The sequence below is a fragment of the Amycolatopsis sp. Poz14 genome (assembly GCF_006704225.1).
GTDB lineage: Bacteria > Actinomycetota > Actinomycetes > Mycobacteriales > Pseudonocardiaceae > Amycolatopsis > Amycolatopsis nivea.
In genome coordinates, this window is the sequence record NZ_JACLHD010000001.1 from 4899362 (window position 1) to 4917400 (window position 18039).

General features: G+C 69.5%; 15 protein-coding genes. 3 read left to right on the forward strand and 12 right to left on the reverse strand.

Annotated features, from left to right (window positions below; translation table 11 throughout):
- Positions 1 to 108: 108 nt before the first annotated feature.
- Positions 109 to 303: a hypothetical protein gene (locus FKO37_RS23240; RefSeq protein WP_238605740.1), complete on the reverse strand. Its 195-nt coding sequence runs from the start codon at positions 301 to 303 to the stop codon at positions 109 to 111.
- A gap of 1 nt (position 304) precedes the next feature.
- Between FKO37_RS23240 and FKO37_RS23245 the strand changes: the two genes are divergently transcribed.
- On the forward strand, positions 305 to 802 hold the full coding sequence (locus FKO37_RS23245; protein ID WP_238605741.1) for a hypothetical protein: 498 nt from the start codon (positions 305 to 307) through the stop codon (positions 800 to 802).
- 191 nt (positions 803 to 993) lie between these two features.
- Here the strand turns inward: FKO37_RS23245 and FKO37_RS23250 are convergent, their stop codons facing one another.
- Both FKO37_RS23250 and FKO37_RS23255 read right to left on the reverse strand, forming a co-directional pair.
- The gene (locus tag FKO37_RS23250; RefSeq protein ID WP_238605742.1) at positions 994 to 1425 is read right to left on the reverse strand and encodes an Hsp20/alpha crystallin family protein; all 432 of its coding nucleotides are present in this window, start codon (positions 1423 to 1425) and stop codon (positions 994 to 996) included.
- 270 nt (positions 1426 to 1695) lie between these two features.
- Positions 1696 to 1962, reverse strand: coding sequence for a hypothetical protein (locus FKO37_RS23255; RefSeq protein ID WP_037811260.1), 267 nt, complete (start codon positions 1960 to 1962; stop codon positions 1696 to 1698).
- A 163-nt stretch (positions 1963 to 2125) separates the two neighbouring features.
- Between FKO37_RS23255 and FKO37_RS23260 the strand changes: the two genes are divergently transcribed.
- Positions 2126 to 3016 carry an aminoglycoside phosphotransferase family protein gene (locus FKO37_RS23260; RefSeq protein WP_238605743.1) on the forward strand — a complete coding sequence of 297 codons (891 nt, stop codon included), beginning with the start codon at positions 2126 to 2128 and terminating at the stop codon, positions 3014 to 3016.
- A 4-nt stretch (positions 3017 to 3020) separates the two neighbouring features.
- Here the strand turns inward: FKO37_RS23260 and FKO37_RS23265 are convergent, their stop codons facing one another.
- From FKO37_RS23265 to FKO37_RS23300, 8 genes are all read right to left on the reverse strand, one after another.
- Positions 3021 to 3536 carry a YfbM family protein gene (locus FKO37_RS23265; protein WP_238605744.1) on the reverse strand — a complete coding sequence of 172 codons (516 nt, stop codon included), beginning with the start codon at positions 3534 to 3536 and terminating at the stop codon, positions 3021 to 3023.
- 55 nt (positions 3537 to 3591) lie between these two features.
- Positions 3592 to 5559, reverse strand: a complete 1968-nt coding sequence (locus tag FKO37_RS23270; RefSeq protein ID WP_238605745.1) for a TIM-barrel domain-containing protein — start codon at positions 5557 to 5559, stop codon at positions 3592 to 3594.
- A gap of 193 nt (positions 5560 to 5752) precedes the next feature.
- Positions 5753 to 6529, reverse strand: a complete 777-nt coding sequence (locus FKO37_RS23275; RefSeq protein ID WP_037811263.1) for a DeoR/GlpR family DNA-binding transcription regulator — start codon at positions 6527 to 6529, stop codon at positions 5753 to 5755.
- Between the two features lie 75 nt (positions 6530 to 6604).
- On the reverse strand, positions 6605 to 8485 hold the full coding sequence (locus FKO37_RS23280; protein WP_238605746.1) for a DUF5107 domain-containing protein: 1881 nt from the start codon (positions 8483 to 8485) through the stop codon (positions 6605 to 6607).
- Entirely contained in the window at positions 8482 to 9549 is a 1068-nt protein-coding gene (locus FKO37_RS23285; protein ID WP_134661817.1) for an ABC transporter ATP-binding protein, read from the reverse strand. The genes FKO37_RS23280 and FKO37_RS23285 overlap by 4 nt, the downstream gene beginning before the upstream one ends.
- Positions 9550 to 9556: 7 nt before the next feature.
- Positions 9557 to 10486 (reverse strand): carbohydrate ABC transporter permease, encoded by a 930-nt coding sequence (locus FKO37_RS47580; RefSeq protein WP_238605747.1) that lies wholly within the window; start codon positions 10484 to 10486, stop codon positions 9557 to 9559.
- A gap of 10 nt (positions 10487 to 10496) precedes the next feature.
- Positions 10497 to 11444, reverse strand: a complete 948-nt coding sequence (locus FKO37_RS23295) for a carbohydrate ABC transporter permease (protein WP_037811270.1) — start codon at positions 11442 to 11444, stop codon at positions 10497 to 10499.
- Positions 11444 to 12841: an ABC transporter substrate-binding protein gene (locus FKO37_RS23300; protein ID WP_238605748.1), complete on the reverse strand. Its 1398-nt coding sequence runs from the start codon at positions 12839 to 12841 to the stop codon at positions 11444 to 11446. The genes FKO37_RS23295 and FKO37_RS23300 overlap by 1 nt, the downstream gene beginning before the upstream one ends.
- A 252-nt stretch (positions 12842 to 13093) precedes the next feature.
- On the opposite strand from FKO37_RS23300, the gene FKO37_RS23305 reads away from it, so the two are divergent.
- A complete protein-coding gene (locus FKO37_RS23305) occupies positions 13094 to 14836 on the forward strand; it encodes an RICIN domain-containing protein (RefSeq protein WP_238605749.1) in 1743 nt (580 codons plus the stop codon).
- A gap of 69 nt (positions 14837 to 14905) precedes the next feature.
- Here FKO37_RS23305 and FKO37_RS23310 read toward each other — a convergent pair whose 3' ends face one another.
- Entirely contained in the window at positions 14906 to 18031 is a 3126-nt protein-coding gene (locus tag FKO37_RS23310) for a TIM-barrel domain-containing protein (RefSeq protein WP_238605750.1), read from the reverse strand.
- Positions 18032 to 18039: the final 8 nt, after the last annotated feature.

Here is an 18039-nt window from a genome sequence, read left to right on the forward strand (position 1 = left end):
CCGTCCTCGACTGCCCAGGGTGGCGGAGAGCGGGGTGGCGCGCTACCGCCGACCGGAGGTGCGACGGATTCGCTCTGGTGCGGACAGCTTTCGTAACGGTCGATCGGGTCATTGCGACTTGTGTGCTGCGATCGAGAAGAAAGCCTTCGGTGCGGTCGCGTCGTCATGCTGATCGACCGGGAGTTCCTTGATGAGACCAAGTTCGTCGTTGCTGCTCTGCGCGGTGGCGACCGCAGCGGCGCTTTCCGCCGGCTGCTCCGGGAATGGCGATGCCGCGGTGGCGAGCGCACCGCCAACGGTCACCGTGACCGTTACTACGGAGGCGTCGTCCGCCGCGCCGTCCATGCCCGAGGCGGCACAGTCCGCCGGGTCGACCGGCCCGCGGGGCAATCCGGTGAAGAAGGTCGGCGAGGTCGTGCACTTCTCGCGTTCTTCGGCTGTCGCGCCGACGGATCCGTCGTTCACCGTCACCAAGATCGCGAAGCAGCGGTCGAAGTACGGCTCCGAACAGGTCATGGCGGTGATGGTGCACGTGGAGACCAGCACCGACTCCGAACTGAACAGCGGCCTGAGCCTGGCGCTGGGCCCGGTCGTCTACGTCACGGATCCGGACAGCAGCGAGAGCAAATCGCCGCACGGGGCGATGCGGCTGGGGGAGATGCCGGGGACGTTCGGCCGAGACAAGAAGTACGACTTCGGGTTCGAGTACAAGCTCGCGGACGTGTACGACCACGGATGGCTGACGATCAACAGCAACGGCGGGCCGGGTTCGGGGATCGACATCCAGTACGACCTCCGTTGAGTATTGCCGCTTTCCTCAACGAGTTCCCGGCAATCACCGATCGAAGCGATTCAGCCGAAGGGCCCCGGCCCGGCGGCGACGTCGCGATTGGACAGTCCTCGTCCGAGCGGGCGCAGGACGGCGCCGCTGCGGGGCGGGAAACCGCGGAGAGTTCGTGGCCCCGCCCTTCGCGGGGGCGGGGCCGATATCGGTCAGGCGCGGATCTGCTTGGCTCCGCCGCTGCCGCCGATGGCGATCTTGCGCGGCTTGGCCTGTTCGGCGATCGGCACCCGCAGGGTGAGCACGCCCGCGTCGTAGTCGGCTTTGATGCTGTCGGTGTCGAGGGTGTCGCCGAGGAACAGCTGGCGGGAGAACACCCCGCGCGGCCGCTCGGAGACCTGGACCTCCGCGTCCTCGCCGTACTCGGGCCTGCGTTCGGCCTTGACGGTCAGCACGTTGCGCTCGACGTCCAGGTCGATCGACTCCGGCGCGACGCCGGGCAGGTCGAACTGCACGACGTAGTCGTTGCCGGACCGGTAGGCGTCCATCGGCATCACCGCCGGACGGGTGGCGGTGCCGTTGCCGCCGAAGAACTGCTGGGTCAGCCGATCGAGCTCCCGGAACGGGTCAGTTCGCATCAACATGACCATGCGCCTCCCTTTCTCCTTCCCACGTGCCCGCCGCCGGGGCGGGCGTTCGCTTGTCGGGGCTGTCGCGGAGATCCGGCCCCGCCGGACGCAAGCGGCGGGGCCGGAACCAGTTCGGGTGAAAAGCAACCGTGCTGTGCTGTGCTGTGCGGCGACGGGGCGGTCGCGGGACCACGTCACGAGACGCGATGCCGGGGCTGTGCGAGCCTCTTCGGCCGGGCGTCGTGGCAGACCTTCCCCGTCTCCGGTATCACCTCCCCAGAGATGTCACGGCTGTCGGGTGTGGCGCCTGCTGTTCGCCGGAGGAGAACGCTCCCGGTGCTCGGGCGGCCAAGCCCGCCACACGCTCGCCGGAACCCGCTCCTCGGCTGCGTTTCCGGTGCTGCGCGGGGGAAAGTCGTTGGGGTGCAACGGCGGGAGCACGGCGGCGGTCACGATCGCCTCGAACTCGGCGCGCAACCAGACCGGATCGGCGCAGATCAGCTCGACGAATTCGCGGGCAGTCGCGCCTTGGCGGCTGATGGTGTCCGGCATCGTCGATCACTCCCAGGCTACGTGGTTTCGGCACCCAGGTCAGCTATCGCGTATATCCATTTCTATAGCGCGCACTGGAGATTGTGTCAAGCGGCGAGTGCAGACAATTTTGTCCACGGCCGGGCAGGCCGCGTCGGCCGCCGTCTCGGTACTGTCCCTTCCCATGCCCACCACCGAGGTCACCGCAGATCTGGTCCGCGACCTGCTCCGGGACCAGCACCCGGATCTCGCCGGTCTGCCGATCCGCGAGGTGGCGGGCGGCTGGGGCAACCAGATGTGGCGGCTCGGGGACGAACTCGCCGTCCGCGTGCAGCGCATGGACCCCACCCCGCAGCTTCAGCTCAAGGAGCGCCGGTGGCTGCCGGTGCTGGCCCCGCGTCTGCCGCTCCCGGTGCCGGCGCCCGTGCGGTTCGGCGAACCGTCCGAGCGTTTCCCGAAGCACTGGACCGTGATGACGTGGGTCCCCGGCGAACCGCTCGACCACGGCACGATCAGCCGCGGCGCCCACGCGGCTGACACGCTCGCGGATTTCCTCCGGGCACTCCACGTGGAAGCCCCCGCCGACGCGCCGATCGCCGCGGATCGCGGTGCCCATCCCCGGGATTGCGCGGGCGGCTTCGAGGAGTTCTTTAAGGCTGTTGCTCTCGACAGCCTCGCGGACGACGTCCGGGCAGTCTGGGACGACGCCGTCGCGGCCCGCGCGTGGGAGGGTCCGCCGGTGTGGGTGCACGGCGACCTGCATCCGGCGAATGTCGTTGTCTCGGAAGGAACCCTCTCGGGCATCGTGGACTTCGGGGACCTATTCGCCGGAGACCCGGCGTGGGATCTCGCCGCCGCCTGGGTGCTGCTGCCCGCGGGCACGGCCGCGCGGTTCTTCGAGAGCTACGCGCGGGCGGACGAGGCGGCGATCCGGCGTGCCCGCGGGCTGGCCGCGACGAAGAGCCTCTTCCTGATCCTCATGGGACAGAACGGGGACCAGGGCCTGCCCGGCGGGAAACCGCACTGGGGTCCTGCGGGCCGGGCGGCGCTGGAGCGGGTCTTGCGGGGGCTTTGACGGGTCAGTCCCACCACAGCGCGACGGCCAGCTCGCGGCGGGCGGCTTCCGCGTAGAAATCGCGCAGAATGGCATGCTGCTCGCCCAGAATTTCCGCCAGGTCGCCGATCACGTCCAGCGCGATCGAGCCCAGTTCGGCCTCGATCTGCTCCGGGTCCGACGGCACGGCGGCGCGGACCTCCTCCGGAGTGATGCCGTGCAACGCTTCGGCCACCGCCGCGACGTGCCGGGGCTCCAGCGCGGTCACCGGATGTCCGTCGATCGAGTAGAGAACGTCTCGGTAGGCCGGATTGACTTCTTCGTCACCGTCGAACCCGCGCCGCAACAGCGCGAGGGTCTGGTCGTCGGCTCCGGCCAGTTTCCAGGCTGGTTTCAGGGTGGCTGGCCACCAGTTCAGGTCGCAGTAGTCCCTTTTCGGAACCGCCGTGAAAGAGCACAGCTCGCCCAGCGTTTCCGCCGACTGCCGACAGGCGGCGAGATGCGCGGCGGAAATGCGGGCGAGCTGCTGGGTCACGGCCATGCGCTGATTATCGTCCACGGAGGATCCGACGCCGCGAGGACGCCAAGTCGGCGACTTACAGCTTCGCCGCGAGCTCCGTCCACCCGGGAGCGCCGATCCGGACGAACATCGGCGTCGTGTCCAGCGGCGCCGCGTAATCGTGCAGGGTCCGGCCGCCGATTTCGACTCGCTTGGTGTGCGGGTCGAACCACAGTCCCGAAGGCAGCGCGATGTCGCGGGAGGCGCCCGCGGTGATCATCGGGGCCGCCAGCAGGGCGGGGCCGAGCATCCACTCGTCGTCGACGGTGTCGAAGCGGTGGTCGGCGGGGAAGTCGAAGTACACCGGCCGCATGATCGGCGTGCCGTCCGCGACCGCTTGCTGTACCTGGGTTTTCAGGTAGCCCGCCAGTTTTGCGTGGGTGCGGACCGCGTCGGCGTACAGTTTCGCGGTGTCGGCCGGGTAGGCGACCGGCTTGCCGGTGGTGGTGTCGACCGTCGTCACCGGGGACGTCGACGCGTACATCAGCGGCATCAGCGACGCGGCCTGCGCCCAGCGCACGAGCACCTCGCGCGACGGCGGCGGCATGCTGTTCGAGCCGCCGATCATGTCCGTCTCGACGAACGGGTAGCCATTGGCCGAGATCGCCGACGCCCGGCGCAGCGAGGTGCGCAGGCCGTTCCACGTGGTGTCCGCGTCGACCGCCCGGATCACGAAGCCGTAGCGCTGGTTGCCCCAGTGCGTGCGGATGCCCGCGCCCTGCTGGTCGAACGCGTCGGTCATGTCCGCGCCGAGCTTCTGGTAGTCCTGCGGGGTCAGGTTCCCGGTGGCGGCGCAGCGGTCGTCGAAGAAGCGGGTGTCGAACTTGAAGCCGTCGACGCCGTAGTCGGCCATCAGCTTGCGCAGGTTGCCGGTGTACCACTCGCGGGCCTGCGGATTGCCGAGGTCGATGATGCCCGCGGTGCCGTTCCACCAGGTCACCGTGCACGGCTGGGCCGGATTTCCCTTGGCGCGCACCAGATAGCCGTGGTCGCGGGCGTAGGCGTAGTTCGCCGAGTCGAGGTTGATCCAGAACGTGGTCCAGAGGCCGAATTTCTGGCCCATCGCGTGGATGCCGTCGGCCAGTTTCTTCGGGTCCGGGAACGTCTTCGGGTCGAAGGTCAGGTTGCCGTAGTTGGATTCCCATTTGTCGTCGAGCTGCACGGTGTGCCCGGCGACGCCCGCGGCTTTCAGGTCCCGTGCCCACGAAAGCACTTTGTCCTGGTCGATGTCGCGGTAGTACTGCGCCCAGGAATTCCACAGTGGACTCGCGTACTCGGCGTCGGTCGCGTCGCTCTTGGCGGGCTTGCCGACCTCGCCGACGTAGTCGTCGTACACCGCTCGACGGTTCGACTCCACGAACACCGTGCTCGAGTATTCCGCGGAGTTCGTCACGGTCAGGTCGGCGCGGCCGCCTGCCATCGCGACTTTCATCGGCTGCGCGGTGCGAACGAAAAGCCCGACCGATTTCGAGGTGAAGAAGTAGGGTTCCTGCATCATGTAGCTGGCGGGGGAGAACTCCGGCTCGTCCACCGTTCCGGCGGAAAGCGGATACGGCTGGGCCTTTCCTTCGCTGGTTTCGCCGCCGCCATACCAGTAGCCGGACGTCGTGAGGTCGAAGTGGGTCGCGCGCTGTCCGGCGGCGAGTCCGTCGACTGTCCACTTCAGATCGAACCGGTCCTGGTGCGGGGTGATCCGCAAGGTCACCGGGCGGCCCGCCGTGCTGTCGGCGGTGGCGACGACGGTCGCGCCGTCTCGCGAGATCGACCGCACGCGCGTTGCCACGCCGCTGTCGAAGGTGAACGCGTCGGACGCGGTGCGCAGCAATTGTTCGCCGCCGCGCGTAAGACTCAGGCCGAGGCGGGCGGTGTCGATGCGCAGCTGGTAGCCGGGGGAGTCGGGACCGCGCGGCACGGAGATCGAGGTGAGCGGTTGCGCCGCGGCAGGAGTCGCGACGGAGCCGGTGAGGATGAGCCCGGCCGCCGCGTACGCGAGTCGTCGAGGCACTGGAGCCTCCTATTCTGCGTGAATATGCTCAAGGTGACGCTCGAACTTGCAGTAGTAAGCACATCGCGCAGCGGCTTTGTCAAGGCCCGGTGAGCGGGAACGCGGCGCGGAACGGGGGTGTCCTGAATGGACCCGGGCACGACAGAGCCGCCGTCCGCGGGAGCAGCGGCGGACGGCGGGCCGGAGCCGGGTTTCAGGCGATCTGGACCGGGATTCCGGCGGCCTTGAGCGCGGCGGTGACGTCGGGATCGGCGTCGCTGTCGGTCACGACTTCGTGGATGTCGGTGATGTCGCAGATGCGGGCGAAGGCGCGGCGGCCGAGTTTCGAGCTGTCCGCCACCGCCACCACGCGGGCGGCGTTGTTGACCATGAGCCGGTTGATGTCCGCTTCGCCTTCGTGGCAGGCGAACGCGCCCGCGGCCGGGTGCAGCGCGTCCACGCCGAGGAACAGCAGGTCCAGGCTGAGCTGGCTGAGCACCAGGGTCGCCAGCGGGCCGCTCAGTTCGAAGGACTGCGGGCGGGCGACCCCTCCGGTGACGACGATCTTCATGTTCGGCCGCACCGCGAGCTCGTGGGCGATGTTGAGCGCGTTGGTCACGATGGTGAGGCCGGGGGCGTCGGCGAGGTCCGCGCGCATGGCCAGCGCCCGCGCCACGCCCGCGGTCGTGGTGCCGCCGTTGAGGCCGACGACCATGCCGTTGGACACCAGTGCCGCGGCCGCGGCGCTGATCCGCTGTTTTTCCGGGGCGTGGCGGGCGGTTTTGTACCGCAGCGGCAGGTCGTAGGCGAGGTCGTTCGCGACGGCTCCGCCGTGGGTGCGGGTGAGCAGCTGCTGTTCGGCGAGATGGTCCAGGTCGCGGCGGATCGTGGCGGCGGAGACGTTCAGCTCCGCGGCCACCTCTTCGACGTCGAGTTTCTCCCGCTTCGCCAAGAGGTCCAACAGTGTGCTCAACCGTTCATGCCGAGCCATCGGCTTGTGCTCCCTTCGACCCATTCCCTGCGCGCCCGCCGCCGCGCCATTGTTCACCCATCTGGCCGGTCGCGCTCATCCGGCCCCACCACCGGTTTTCATCCGGAAATCGTATTCGGCGGGCAGCGGGCCAGGCGAGATCGCGTGCCACACATCGCTCAGCGACGTCTCTCCCTCGCGGATCCCGGGCACGGTGAAGCCGCGCTCGTAGACCTCGCGCGCCCCTTCGAGATCGCCGAGCGCGAGCGAGGTTCGCGCCCGCAGCAACGCGAACCGGCCCTCGGCCGGCCACGGTTCGAGCATTTCCCGTGCGGCGCCGGGATCTCCGGCGGCGAGCTGCGCGGCGACGGCTTCCACGGCGAGCGGAGCCAGTTTCGGCAGCAGGTCCAGTGCCTGCCGGTAGTACTCCGCGGCGCGCGCCGGATCGTCCTGGGCGACGGCGAGGTTGCGCCACGCCCAGCCGTTCGGCTCTGCCTCAAGCGACCGGTGCCACGCGGCCTTCGCGCCGTCGCGGTCGCCTGCCGCCCACCGCGCGATTCCCCGGTGGTACCAGGTGAGCCAGCCCTCGCCGGGTACCGCCTCCAGCAGTTCTGCCCAGTGACGGTTGACCAGGGTGTCCGGCGGTTCGGCGGCGGGGTCGGCCCGGGGTGCCACGCCATCGAGCAAATCCAGCCACGGTTGCTGGGCCGCGCCGAGACTGTCCTCGGGAAACGGCGTCCCGGGGAGTTCCGTCAGCATCCGGCGGGTTTCCAGCGCGCCCCAGCCGGATCCGGTTGCCAGGAGTTCTCGTGGCGCGGCATCGGCGGCTGCACGCCATTCTCGCCAGCGCCGGTCCAATTCCTCCGCGGCGGGCAGTTCGGCGGCGACCGAGGCGAGCGCGGCGGGCCAGTCCGGTCCGTGCGTGATCTCCGGGTCGGCCGCGACCGGGCCGTAGCTTTCCAGCCAGTCCCACGAGGCGCCCGCGGGCAGCCGCAGGTGTTCGAGCTGCGTCCGCGCCAGCCCGGCCTGGATTTCGAGGTAGCCCTCCATGCCCGGGGCGAGCCATTCCTGCCACCGCCGCCCGCCCGCGGATTCGCCCCACACGAACAGTTTCCGCCCGCGCAGCCGCGCCGTGGACGCCTGCCCGAGCCCGTATCCGGCTGCGTCGACGGCGGCGATCCACGGCGGACCGTCGACCTCGAAGAAGTAGTCGGCCGCCGTCTGTGCCCGGGCGGGATAGGTGAGTTCGTCCGCGACGTCGACGAGTTCCAGCCGCCCGGAGTAGCCGTAGTGCCAGGCTCGCGCGGCCGGGGCCAGCACGCGGGTCCCGGCCGTCTGCGTCACCGCGGTGTTGGACCACCAGTACACCGGCACGTCGTGGGCGTGCGGGTTGCGGATCCGCACGCCCACGAACAGCTGCCGCGACCCGTCGGGAAGCCAGAAATCCAGCTGATACGGCAGGTCGCGGGTGCGTTCCCACTCCCAGAGCCGCAGCACCGGTTCGCCGCCGGGGCCGGGTGCTTCGGCGGCGAACATCGGCGCGCAGGTCAGCGTGGTGTGCCCGGTGCTGCCGAGGTTCCACTCGACGCCGCCGGCGAACCACGCGTCGCGCAGCGCCAGGTTCGCCGGCTGGAACACCGGGTTGCGGTACACCAGGTCCCGGCCGGTTTCCTTGTCCAGCAGCGAATGCAGCCGCCCGCCGAGCCCGGGCAGGACGGTGGCGCGCAGCCGCTCGTTCTCCAGCACGAGCGCGGGCAGCCGCTGTTCCGTCCGGTCGCGGCCGTACCCGTCCTGCATCCGGCACGGCAGCACCGTGTCCAGCCTGCCGTAGGAAAGGTTCGCCGCCAGGTCCGCGGGCAGTTCGTCCACGTTGGACACCGAAGCCGCGGGTTCGGTCCGCAGCAGCGGCGGCAGCGGGTTCTCCGGGCCGAGTTCGGCCGCCGGGAGCACGAGTTCGGTGCGGCTGATCGTGCTCATGCGTCCGGCAGCCGTTCGCCGGTGGCGGCGTCGAACAAGTGCGCCGCGCCGGTCCGCGGGGCCAGTGAGATTTCCTCGCCGCGCTTCCACGGTGCCATGCCCGGAGTACGGACGGTCAGCACCCGGTCCCCGGTCCGGCAGTAGAGGTACTGGTCGCTGCCGAGTTCCTCGACCACTTCGACGACCGCGCGGTATCCGGCGCCGCCGATGTCCCAGCCTTCCGGGCGCACGCCGACGACGATCCCCGGCCCGGTCAGCGCGGACCGCTGGGCGGGGGTGAGCGGGAGCGTGCCGTCGCCCGCCGCCGCGCCGGAACCGTCCACTGTGGTCTCGATGAGGTTCATCGCGGGGGAGCCGATGAAGCCCGCGACGAACACGTTGCGCGGCCGCTCGAACAGCCCGACCGGGGAATCGCATTGCTGCAGCACGCCGTCGCGCAGCACGGCCACCCGGTCGCCCATGGTCATCGCCTCGATCTGGTCGTGCGTGACGTACAGCGTGGTGGTGCCGAGCCGCCGTTGCAGCGAGGCGATCTGCGTGCGGGTCTGCACCCGCAGCTTGGCGTCCAGATTGGACAGCGGCTCGTCCATCAGGAACACGCTCGGCTCCCGCACGATCGCCCGGCCCATCGCCACCCGCTGCCGTTGCCCGCCGGACAGCTTCGCCGGGCGGCGGTCGAGGTATTCGGTCAGGTCCAGGGTGGTCGCGGCTTCGCGGACGCGGCGGTCCCGTTCGTCCTTCGGCATGCGCGCGAGCTTGAGGTGGAAACCGATGTTCTCCGCGACGGTCATGTGCGGGTAGAGCGCGTAGTTCTGGAACACCATCGCGATGTCCCGTTCCTTCGGCGGGAGTTCGGTGACGTCCTTGTCGCCGATGCGGATCGAGCCCTCGTCCACGCCCTCCAGCCCGGCGAGCATCCGCAGGGTGGTCGATTTGCCGCAGCCGGACGGGCCGACCAGCACGAGGAATTCGCCGTCGGCGACCTCGAGGTCGAGCCCGTCCACTGCGGGGCGTTCGACCCCGGCGTAGTAGCGGGTGGTGTCGGTGAAGCTCACGGTGGCCATCGAAGTCCTACTTTCCGGCGCCGAGGGTCAGGCCGGTGATGATCCGGCGGGCGAGCACGACGTAGAGCAGCAGCATCGGGAGCACGACGATCGCCACCCCGGCGATCAGCCCGCCGTACTCGGACTGGTAGCTCGCCGCGCCGTAGAAGGTGAACAGCGCGCGCGAGAGCGTGAAGTGGGCCTGGTCCTTGAGGAACACGATCACCAGCAGGGTTTCGTTCCACAGCCCGATCGCGTTGAGCGTCAGCGCGGTGACCACGCCGCCGCGGGCCAGCGGCAGCACCACCGACACGAACACCCGCACCGGCGAGGCGCCGTCGAGCACCGCCGCCTCTTCGATTTCGTCGGGCAGCGACCGGAAGAACCCGGTCAGCAGGAACACCGTGAACGGGATCGACAGGGCGACGTAGAGCACGAACAGCCCGTATTGGTTGTCCAGGTGGATCTCGCTGAACGCGACGAAAAGCGGGATGATCACGGTCTGGAACGGCACCCCCATGCCGATCGCGACGCCGTTGGTCAGCACGCCCGAACCGCGCACCCCGAGCCGGGTGAGCGCGTATGCGCACGGGGCGGAGACCGCGACCGTGGCGATCGTCGCCAGCCCGACGAGGACCACTGTGGACAGTACGGCGTCGCCGAATCCGGCGTTGTTCCAGGCGTAGACGAAATTCCGGAACGGCTTGCCGACGTGAAACCATTGGTACGGCAGGGCGAACGGCTTGGTGAAGATCTCCACCGGGGTCTTGAACGACGCGGTGATCAGCCAGTACAGCACCAGCAGGTTGCCCGCGGTGAACAGCCACACGAGCACGGAGCCGAGCAGCCGCAGCGGGCTGAGCCTGCGGCTGCCGGGAGCCGGGCGGGGACGGCGCGGCGGGGTGCGCCGGGGCTTGCCCGGGGCGGAGCCGCGCGGCGGTGCTTCCGTGACGGTCACAGGGTCTCCTTCAGAACTGGATGGCGTCACGGCGCATCAACCGGCGCAGGAGGACGACGAGGATCGAGACGAGCGCGATCATCGCGACCGCGCAGGCGCAGGCCGCGCCGAAGTCCGGCGTGCCGTTCGAGCCGAAGGTCCGGTCGAACACGTAGATGCCGAGCGTCCACGCCCGGTTCGGCGGCGCGTAGGTGCCCGGCCCGGCGAGCACGAAGACGAGTTCGAAGATCTTGAGCGCGTTGATCGTCCACAGCACCCCGGCCACGCCCACCACGTCCCAGGTGAGCGGGAGCGTGATGGAGCGGAACTTCTGCCAGGGCGAGGCCCCGCCCAGGTCCGCGTCCTCGTAGAGGTACGGCGGGATCTGGTCGACCGCGGCCATCAGGATGGTGATGTAGAAGCCGGAACTGGCCCAGATCAGCGACGCGGTCACGACGCCGGTCACGTTCTCCGGCGCGAGGAACTTCGCCGCGTCCGCGCCGAGGTGCTCCAGCACGTAGTTGGCGAGCCCCTGTTTGCCCGGCTGGTACTTGAACACGAAGCCGAGGAACATGCCGAGCGCGACCGGGGCGACGATGTTCGGGAAGAACAGGATCGCCCGCACGATCTTCCCGCCGCGCATGTCCCGCAGCACCATGGTGAACAGGAACGCGAGCAGGAAAGTGCCGATGCCGCCGAGGAAGACGTAGATCAGCGTGTTGCCGAAGGCGTAGCGGAACGCGTCGCTCTGCCACATCCGCACGTAGTTCCCGACGCCCTGCGGCCGCGGCGTGTCGCCCGCGCCGGACCAGCTGGTGAAGCTGAGCACCACGGTCGCGATCGTCGGCAGCACCAGGAACGCGAGGTAGAGCGCCAGCGCGGGGGCGGCGAACGGCCAGAACAGCTTGCGTTTGCGGCTCAGGTGCGGCCCGAGCGCGGGCCGCCGCCCGGCCCGGGCCGCCTCCGTGACAGTCGCCATCAGTGCTGGTTCTTCCAGAAGGCGGCGGACTTCTGCGCGAGCTGCGCCACGAACGCCTCCGGGGTCAGCTGTCCCTTGAGCAGCGCGGTGTCGGCGGGGTCGAACACGTCGGTCTGCCATTTGCCGCCGGCGATCGCGTCGATGCCGTCGTACTGCAGCACGTGCTCCTTCTTCTGGTCGTCCATCACGGTCTTGACCGGCTTCAGGTCGTCCGGCACCGCGAGGTCGGGCCGGGGCACCAGGTTGTCGGCCACCGCGGGGATGCCGGCGAGGTTGCCCTTGTTGAGGAAGTAGGCGATGAACGCCTTGGCCGCGTCGGCGTTCTTGGCCTTCTTGGGCACGGCGAAGCCGATCGACATCTGCTCGACGGTGTCGTGCGTGGCGCCGGGCGGCATCGGGAACTGGAACGAGCCGTAGTCGATCTTCGTGCCCGCGCCCTGCTTGTCCAGGTATTCGCGGGTTTCGCTGGGCGCCCAGGTGCCGACGTACAGGAACCGCGCGTCGCCGTCCGCCCAGCGCTGCTGGATCTGCGGGAACTTGGCCGCGTCCCAGCCGTCGATGAAGTACTTCGAGATCCGCGCGGTCTGCGCGGCGGCCTCGCGGAACCCGGGCACGTCGGTCCACGCGCGGCCGGTCGGGTCCTGCGCCGCCTTCGCCAGCCCGCCCGCGCCGACGTAGCGTTCGGCCAGCTGGGTGAAGTAGTACATGTTGTAGAACGGGATGTCGCCGTCCTGGCTGACCGCCGCCTTGCCGTCCGCCTTCGCCTTGTCGAACAGGCCGATCAGCTCGTCCACGGTCTTCGGCTGGCCGAGCGCGCCGCCCGCCGTCGCCTTGTCGTACCACCAGGCGCTGGACTGGATCTCGTACGGCACGAGGAAGCTGTGCCCCTCGTGGTCCTTGTTCTGCGGGAAGTCGTACGAGGTGAGGGAGAGGACGTCCTTGACCGTCTTGTCGCCTTCGCCGATCTTCATGCCGTACACGTCGTCGAGGCTCTGCGTGCCGCCCGGGGTCATGATCGCCGCGCCGACCTTGCTGACGTCCTGATCGAACAGGTCGGGCACGGTGCCGGTGTTGAGCGCCGGGACCAGGTTCTGGGTGTAGGCCTTGCGGCCGAGCCACTGCACGTCGACCTTCACGCCGGTCTTGTCCTGGAAGCACTTCAGCGCTTTTTGCAGCACCTTGCCCTGCGGCTCGTCCGCGGTCCACATGGACCAGTACACGAGCTGCCCGCCGCCGGCCGGTTTCGCCGCCGGCTCCGGACAGGGCGAGGAAAGGAACTCGGCCGCGCCGGGGAGCGCGTTCTCCCCGGTGCCGTCGCCCGCCGCGTCGCCGCTGCCGCACCCGGCGAGCAGCAGCGTCGCCGCTAAGGTCGAGCCCACGAGCTTGTGAAACCGCATCAGCCACCACCTGATCGAGGTCGAAGACCACACACTCAGTGCGTGTTGCTGCGCATTTTTGGCGCTTACCAATCACTTGTCAACATTTTCTCTCAGGTTCGCGGTGGCATCGTGACCCACGGGCGGAAACGGCCCGACCTGCTCGAAGCAGGTCGAATGGCGGGTTGACAGTGCACAATCGATCACTAAAGCTGTGTGAACTTGTTCGTTCTTGTCGGTTGTTGATGCCGATCGCCTGCGAGGAACCGAGCCATGCCACGCTTCCGCACTTCGTTGACCGCCGGTGCGGTCCTGGCCCTCACCGCCGGGACCTGCACCGTGCCCCTGGCCGCGCACGCCGACCCCGGCTACTCCGTGTCGGTCGGGGCCGTCGCCGAATACCCGTACCCGACGGACACCCCGGCCGCCCCGTTCCTGGACCGGGACGGGACCTTCTATTTCCAGCAGTCCGCCGCCCTCTACGGCAAGGACGGCCTGCGGGTCTGGGACTTCTACACCGGCAAGGACTTCGACTCGGCCAAGCGCGACGCGAGCCTGAGCGACGCGGTGAACCCGGCCGAGCCGCGCGACCGCAACAACGACACGACCTGGCGGTGCAACACGAGCCCGACCGGACGCGAGGCGACCGACCCGCCCGCCGGGTCGAGCTACACCCAGAAGAACTTCTGCGATCTCGTCGGCGCCTGGGTCGATCCGGATACCGGTGACTGGTACGGCTTGGTGCACAACGAGTTCACCCCCGAACCCTTCGGCGCCTATTCGTTCTCCCACTACGACGCGATCGACTGGGCGGTGTCGGCCGACCGGGGCCGCACCTGGCGGATCGGCGGGCACGCGATCACGTCGCCGTACTCGACGAAACGCGGCGACACGGCGGCGTTCCCGAACGAGACGTTCGACTACGGCGATGGCGATCCGCGGCTGTTCGCCGATCCGAAGTCCGGCTACTTCTACGTCTATTACGGTTCCCGCGTCGTCACGAAGGCCGGTCAGGGCGGCGGCGGGTTCAGCGGCCTCGCGCACGTGGCCCGCGCGCCGATGTCCGGGAAGATGGGCACCGGAACGTGGCAGAAGTGGTACGACGGCCGATGGGCGCAGCCGGGGGTCGGCGGCAAGGAAAGCAACCTCGTGCCCACGGACGTCGACCCTCTCGGCTACACGCCGTCGGAGAAGGACTACAACCCGGCGAACACCGGCACCGCGGCCCAGCAGGTAGCCGCCGGAACGCTGCCGCGGAAATCCGACCTGTTTGTCATGAACATCGCCTACGACGCGCACCTCGGGCTGTACATCGGCGAGCCGGAGGCGGTCGATGCGGTCGGGCCGCAGCGGTTCTACGCGACCGAGGACCTGGCGAACCCGAAGTGGCGGCTGATCGGCGACACCGGTTCGTACCGGGACCAGTCGTGGTACCGCTGGTTCGTCGACTCGGGGAGCAAGACCACCGGGACGATCGTGGGCAAGACCTTCCGGTCGTATTGCTCGATCTCGTGCACGGACGGCCGCGACGGCGTTTACGCGGACGTGACCATCACGTCCGCCGCACCGGCCGCCTCCCCGGTCGACCCGAACCGCGTCTACCGGATCGGCTCCGGCCGCGTGCTCGCCCAGTCCGGCCGCACCGGCACCACGTCCGTGCCCTCGTGGCTGGCCGGCGATGGAGCGAACTGGCGGTTCACCCCGGTCGGCGACGGTTCTTACCGCATCACCAACGCCGCGAGCGGTCTGGCACTGGGAGTTCCGGGCCGTGCCTGGGGGACCGCGCCGACCCTGAGCGCCGGTTCCGGCGTTGCCCAGCAATGGTTCCTGGTCCCGGCGAACGGCGGGACACGGCTGGTCAACCGCTCCAGCGGGCTGGTGCTGGCGCTTTCGGCCGAGCCGGGACGGCGGAGCGAGACCACGCCGGTGCGCGCTTGGACCGACCGCACCGGCAGCCTGGCCGGCGACGGCCGGACCGCGGGCGAGCAGATCGTGCAGCTGACGCCGCGCCGCTGACCTCATCCGCCTGTCCGTGAAGGGCTCCTTGAAGGAATCTGATTCCCGCAAGGAGCCCTTCACGGACGGTCAGGCGATCGCGACAGTGAAAACGTGCAGCGCCGAGTTCGACGGCAGGGTGACCGCGACGGCCCGTTTGCCCGGGTCGAGCGGGACGGAATTCGCGAACACCCGGTAGGCCACCGTCGGATAGGCCGGACCGGACTTCGTGTTCTTGCCCTGCACCGAGGCGACCGTGGTCGCGCCGTACTGGGCCGGGTCGGCGCAGCACCAGTTCGGGAAGCCGAGTTCGGCCTGGCTCGTGCTGCCGTCGGCGTACCGGACGACGACCTGCCCCTTCGCCGCGGACCCGGTCCCAGTGCCGGTCAGGACCAGCTTGGCGCCGCTGCCCTGCACGGCGACGGTCTGGCCGCCAGCGACGACGTTGTCCGGCTTCCCGGTCCCGGCGTTGGGCCAGGTCGCCTGAGCGCCGTCCGCGGTGAACTGCGCTCCCGGTTTCAAGCCCGCTTCGGCGAGGCCCTCCGCGCGGAAGCTGCTGCCGCTGCCGTCGAGGTCGCCGTTCGCGGCGTGTGCCGCGTCAGTGACCCCGACGTTCCCGTACGCCGCGGCCACCGTCGCGTACGGCACCGTGACCATCGCTGACCCGGTCGCTTCGTGCGTGCTCAGCCGGGCCTGGTACTTCGCGGTGGCGGTCAGCTCATAGTCCGCCGGACGCAGACCCGCGTCCGGGGTGAGCCGCACCGGCACCTGCACCGTCTGACCCGGCCACACGAGCGCCGGAGCCTTCGATGCCTCCGCGTGGAAACCGTTGGCCTGCACGGACAATGCCACGTCACGCACCGGCAGTGGGGTGCTGTTGGTGAAGCTGGCGGTGGCCGACACGGCCTGGCCCGGAGCGGCCGTCGCGGGAGCGGAAAGCCGCACTGAGGCGTTGTCGTCGGCGGGGAAGAACCCGCCGACCGCGCTTGCCCCGAGCAACCGGATGTCCTGAGCGGCACCGGAATCGACCGAGCCGGTCTTCACCCGCACCACGCCGCGCGCGGACGGGTCGTACCACCAGCCGGACGGGGCTTGGTCCAGCTCCGCCTTGCTGGCGTACTGCCGCAGCATGCCGTGGCCGCCTAGTACCGCCGCCGGCTTCGTTCCCGTGTGGACGGACAGCTGGTAGTTCCGCGCCGCCGGTTTGCCGGGATAGGACCCGGCGCTCGCGCCGATCCCGACGGTCACCGTGCCCGGGCCGGATTCCGGCGCGTCTACCGTGAACGTCTGCCGGGCCTGCTCGCCGCGCTGGTAGCCGCGCGTGACGCCGTCGTCCTCGGTGAGGGTGAAGCTGCTCTTGCCCTGCGGGTACACGTCGACGTCCAGCCGGCTCTTGTCGCGGGTCTGCCAGGACGTCGTGCCCTCCGCCCACATCGGCACGACAGCGCCGCCGCGGACGAACAGCGGCAGCTTGTCCAGCGGCGCGTCGTAACCGTCCACAGTGGTCGGGCCGGTGTAGGTCTTGCCGCTCCAGTAGTCCGTCCAGGTGCCCTTGGGCAGGTAGATGCCGTTGCGCACGGACGAACTGTCGTAGACCGGGGCGACCAGGAAGTCCGTGCCGGACAGGAATTCGTACTTCGCCTTGTCGGTCCAGGCGTTCGGGTCGTCGGGATACTCCAGGGCCAGCGGCCGGACCTGGCCGACGCCGGTCTGGTGCGCCTGCACCGAGTAGCTGTAGGTATAGGGCAGCAGCCGTTCCTTGAGCAGCAGGTACTTGCGGTTGATCGAGGTGAACGGCTCGCCCTGGCGCCAGGGCTGCTTGTCCGACTTCGCCCAGCCGTCCATGGTCATCGCGACCGGGAGGAAGGACTTCCACTGCAGGTCGCGGACGTAGGTCTGCGGGCTGCCGCCGAAGATGCCGTCGATGTCGCCGGTGTTGTAGGCGATGCCGGACAGCGTCGAACCGGCGTAAGTCGGGATCTGCCACTTGATGTAGTCGTAGGAGCCGGACTGGTCTCCGCTCCAGAGCACGCCGCATCGTTGCGCGCCCGCCCAGCTCACCGGCTGCCAGACGAACCCGCGCGCGTCGCTGTTGTCCTCGATGCCCTTGTGCGCGGTGTCGCAGGCGTCGAGGGCGAACTGGTACCCGGGGCCGACCCAGGCGACGTCCAGTTTGCGCACGCGGACTCCGGCCTTGACCTCCTCGGCCTGGTTGGGCACGCCGTTCTCGGTCCAGAGGCCGAGCTGCATCTTGTTGTCCCGCAAGCCTTCGCCGGTCTGCTGGAGGTTTTCGTATCCGCAGCCGTAGCCGTCGTTGACCAGCATCCAGCCGTTGGGCATGCCGTGTTCGGGATAGCCCTCGGCGACCTGCACCGCGTCGAGGGTGTGCCGTTCGCCGCGGTTCGCGTTGTGCAGGTAGCAGTCGGAATCGCCGGTCTCCAGGCCGTAGATGGGTGGGAGGAACGGTTTGCCGACCAGGTCGGTGTAGCCGGAGATGACGTCCTTGAGCCCGTCGCCGACGACGTAGGTGGCGTCGAAGCGGCGCTCGTCGTGGGTCGTGCGGACCGGATCGGCGAACGAGTAGCTGCCGGGGGAGAAGGTGTTGCGCAGCACGCCGTACCCGGTCGTCGAGGCGTAGAACGGCTGGGAGTTGGGCGCGCCGCCGTCGTTCCAGTTGTCGTCGGCGAAAATCTTGATGGTCTGGTCGCGGTGGCTGAACCGGCCGTTCTGCTCCCCGCCGCCGACGTACTGTTCGGCGGCGCCGCGGGCGAGCGTCTGCGTGGTGGTGTCCCCGGTCCAGGACAGCGGCGCGGACTCGGCCCAGAGCTGCTTGCGGTCCGCGCCGTCGTAGAGGGCGAACTTCAACGGGTGCTTGTAGGCGCGGAGCGTGGCCTTGCCGGTGCCGATGGCCCAGTAGGCGCCGCGGTCGGTGCGCTTCGGCGGCACGGGGGCCTTGCCGTTCGGCAGCACGATCTTGCTGCCCGCCGGATCGGTGAAGGTCCCGTCCGGCGCGAGCCAGACCCGGACGGCAGCCGCCGAGGGGAAGCTGACCCGGACGGCCGCGGCGCCCGCGGTCAGGGTGGTCACCGGGCCGTCGGCGGAGACGCCGGTCAGGTCGCCGAGCCGCCCGGCGGGGGCGGTGGCGGCGTGGGCGGAGGAGGGGGTCGCGACGGCCAGCAGAACCAGCGCTGAGCCCAGACATCGCAGGGATTGCATAAATATGC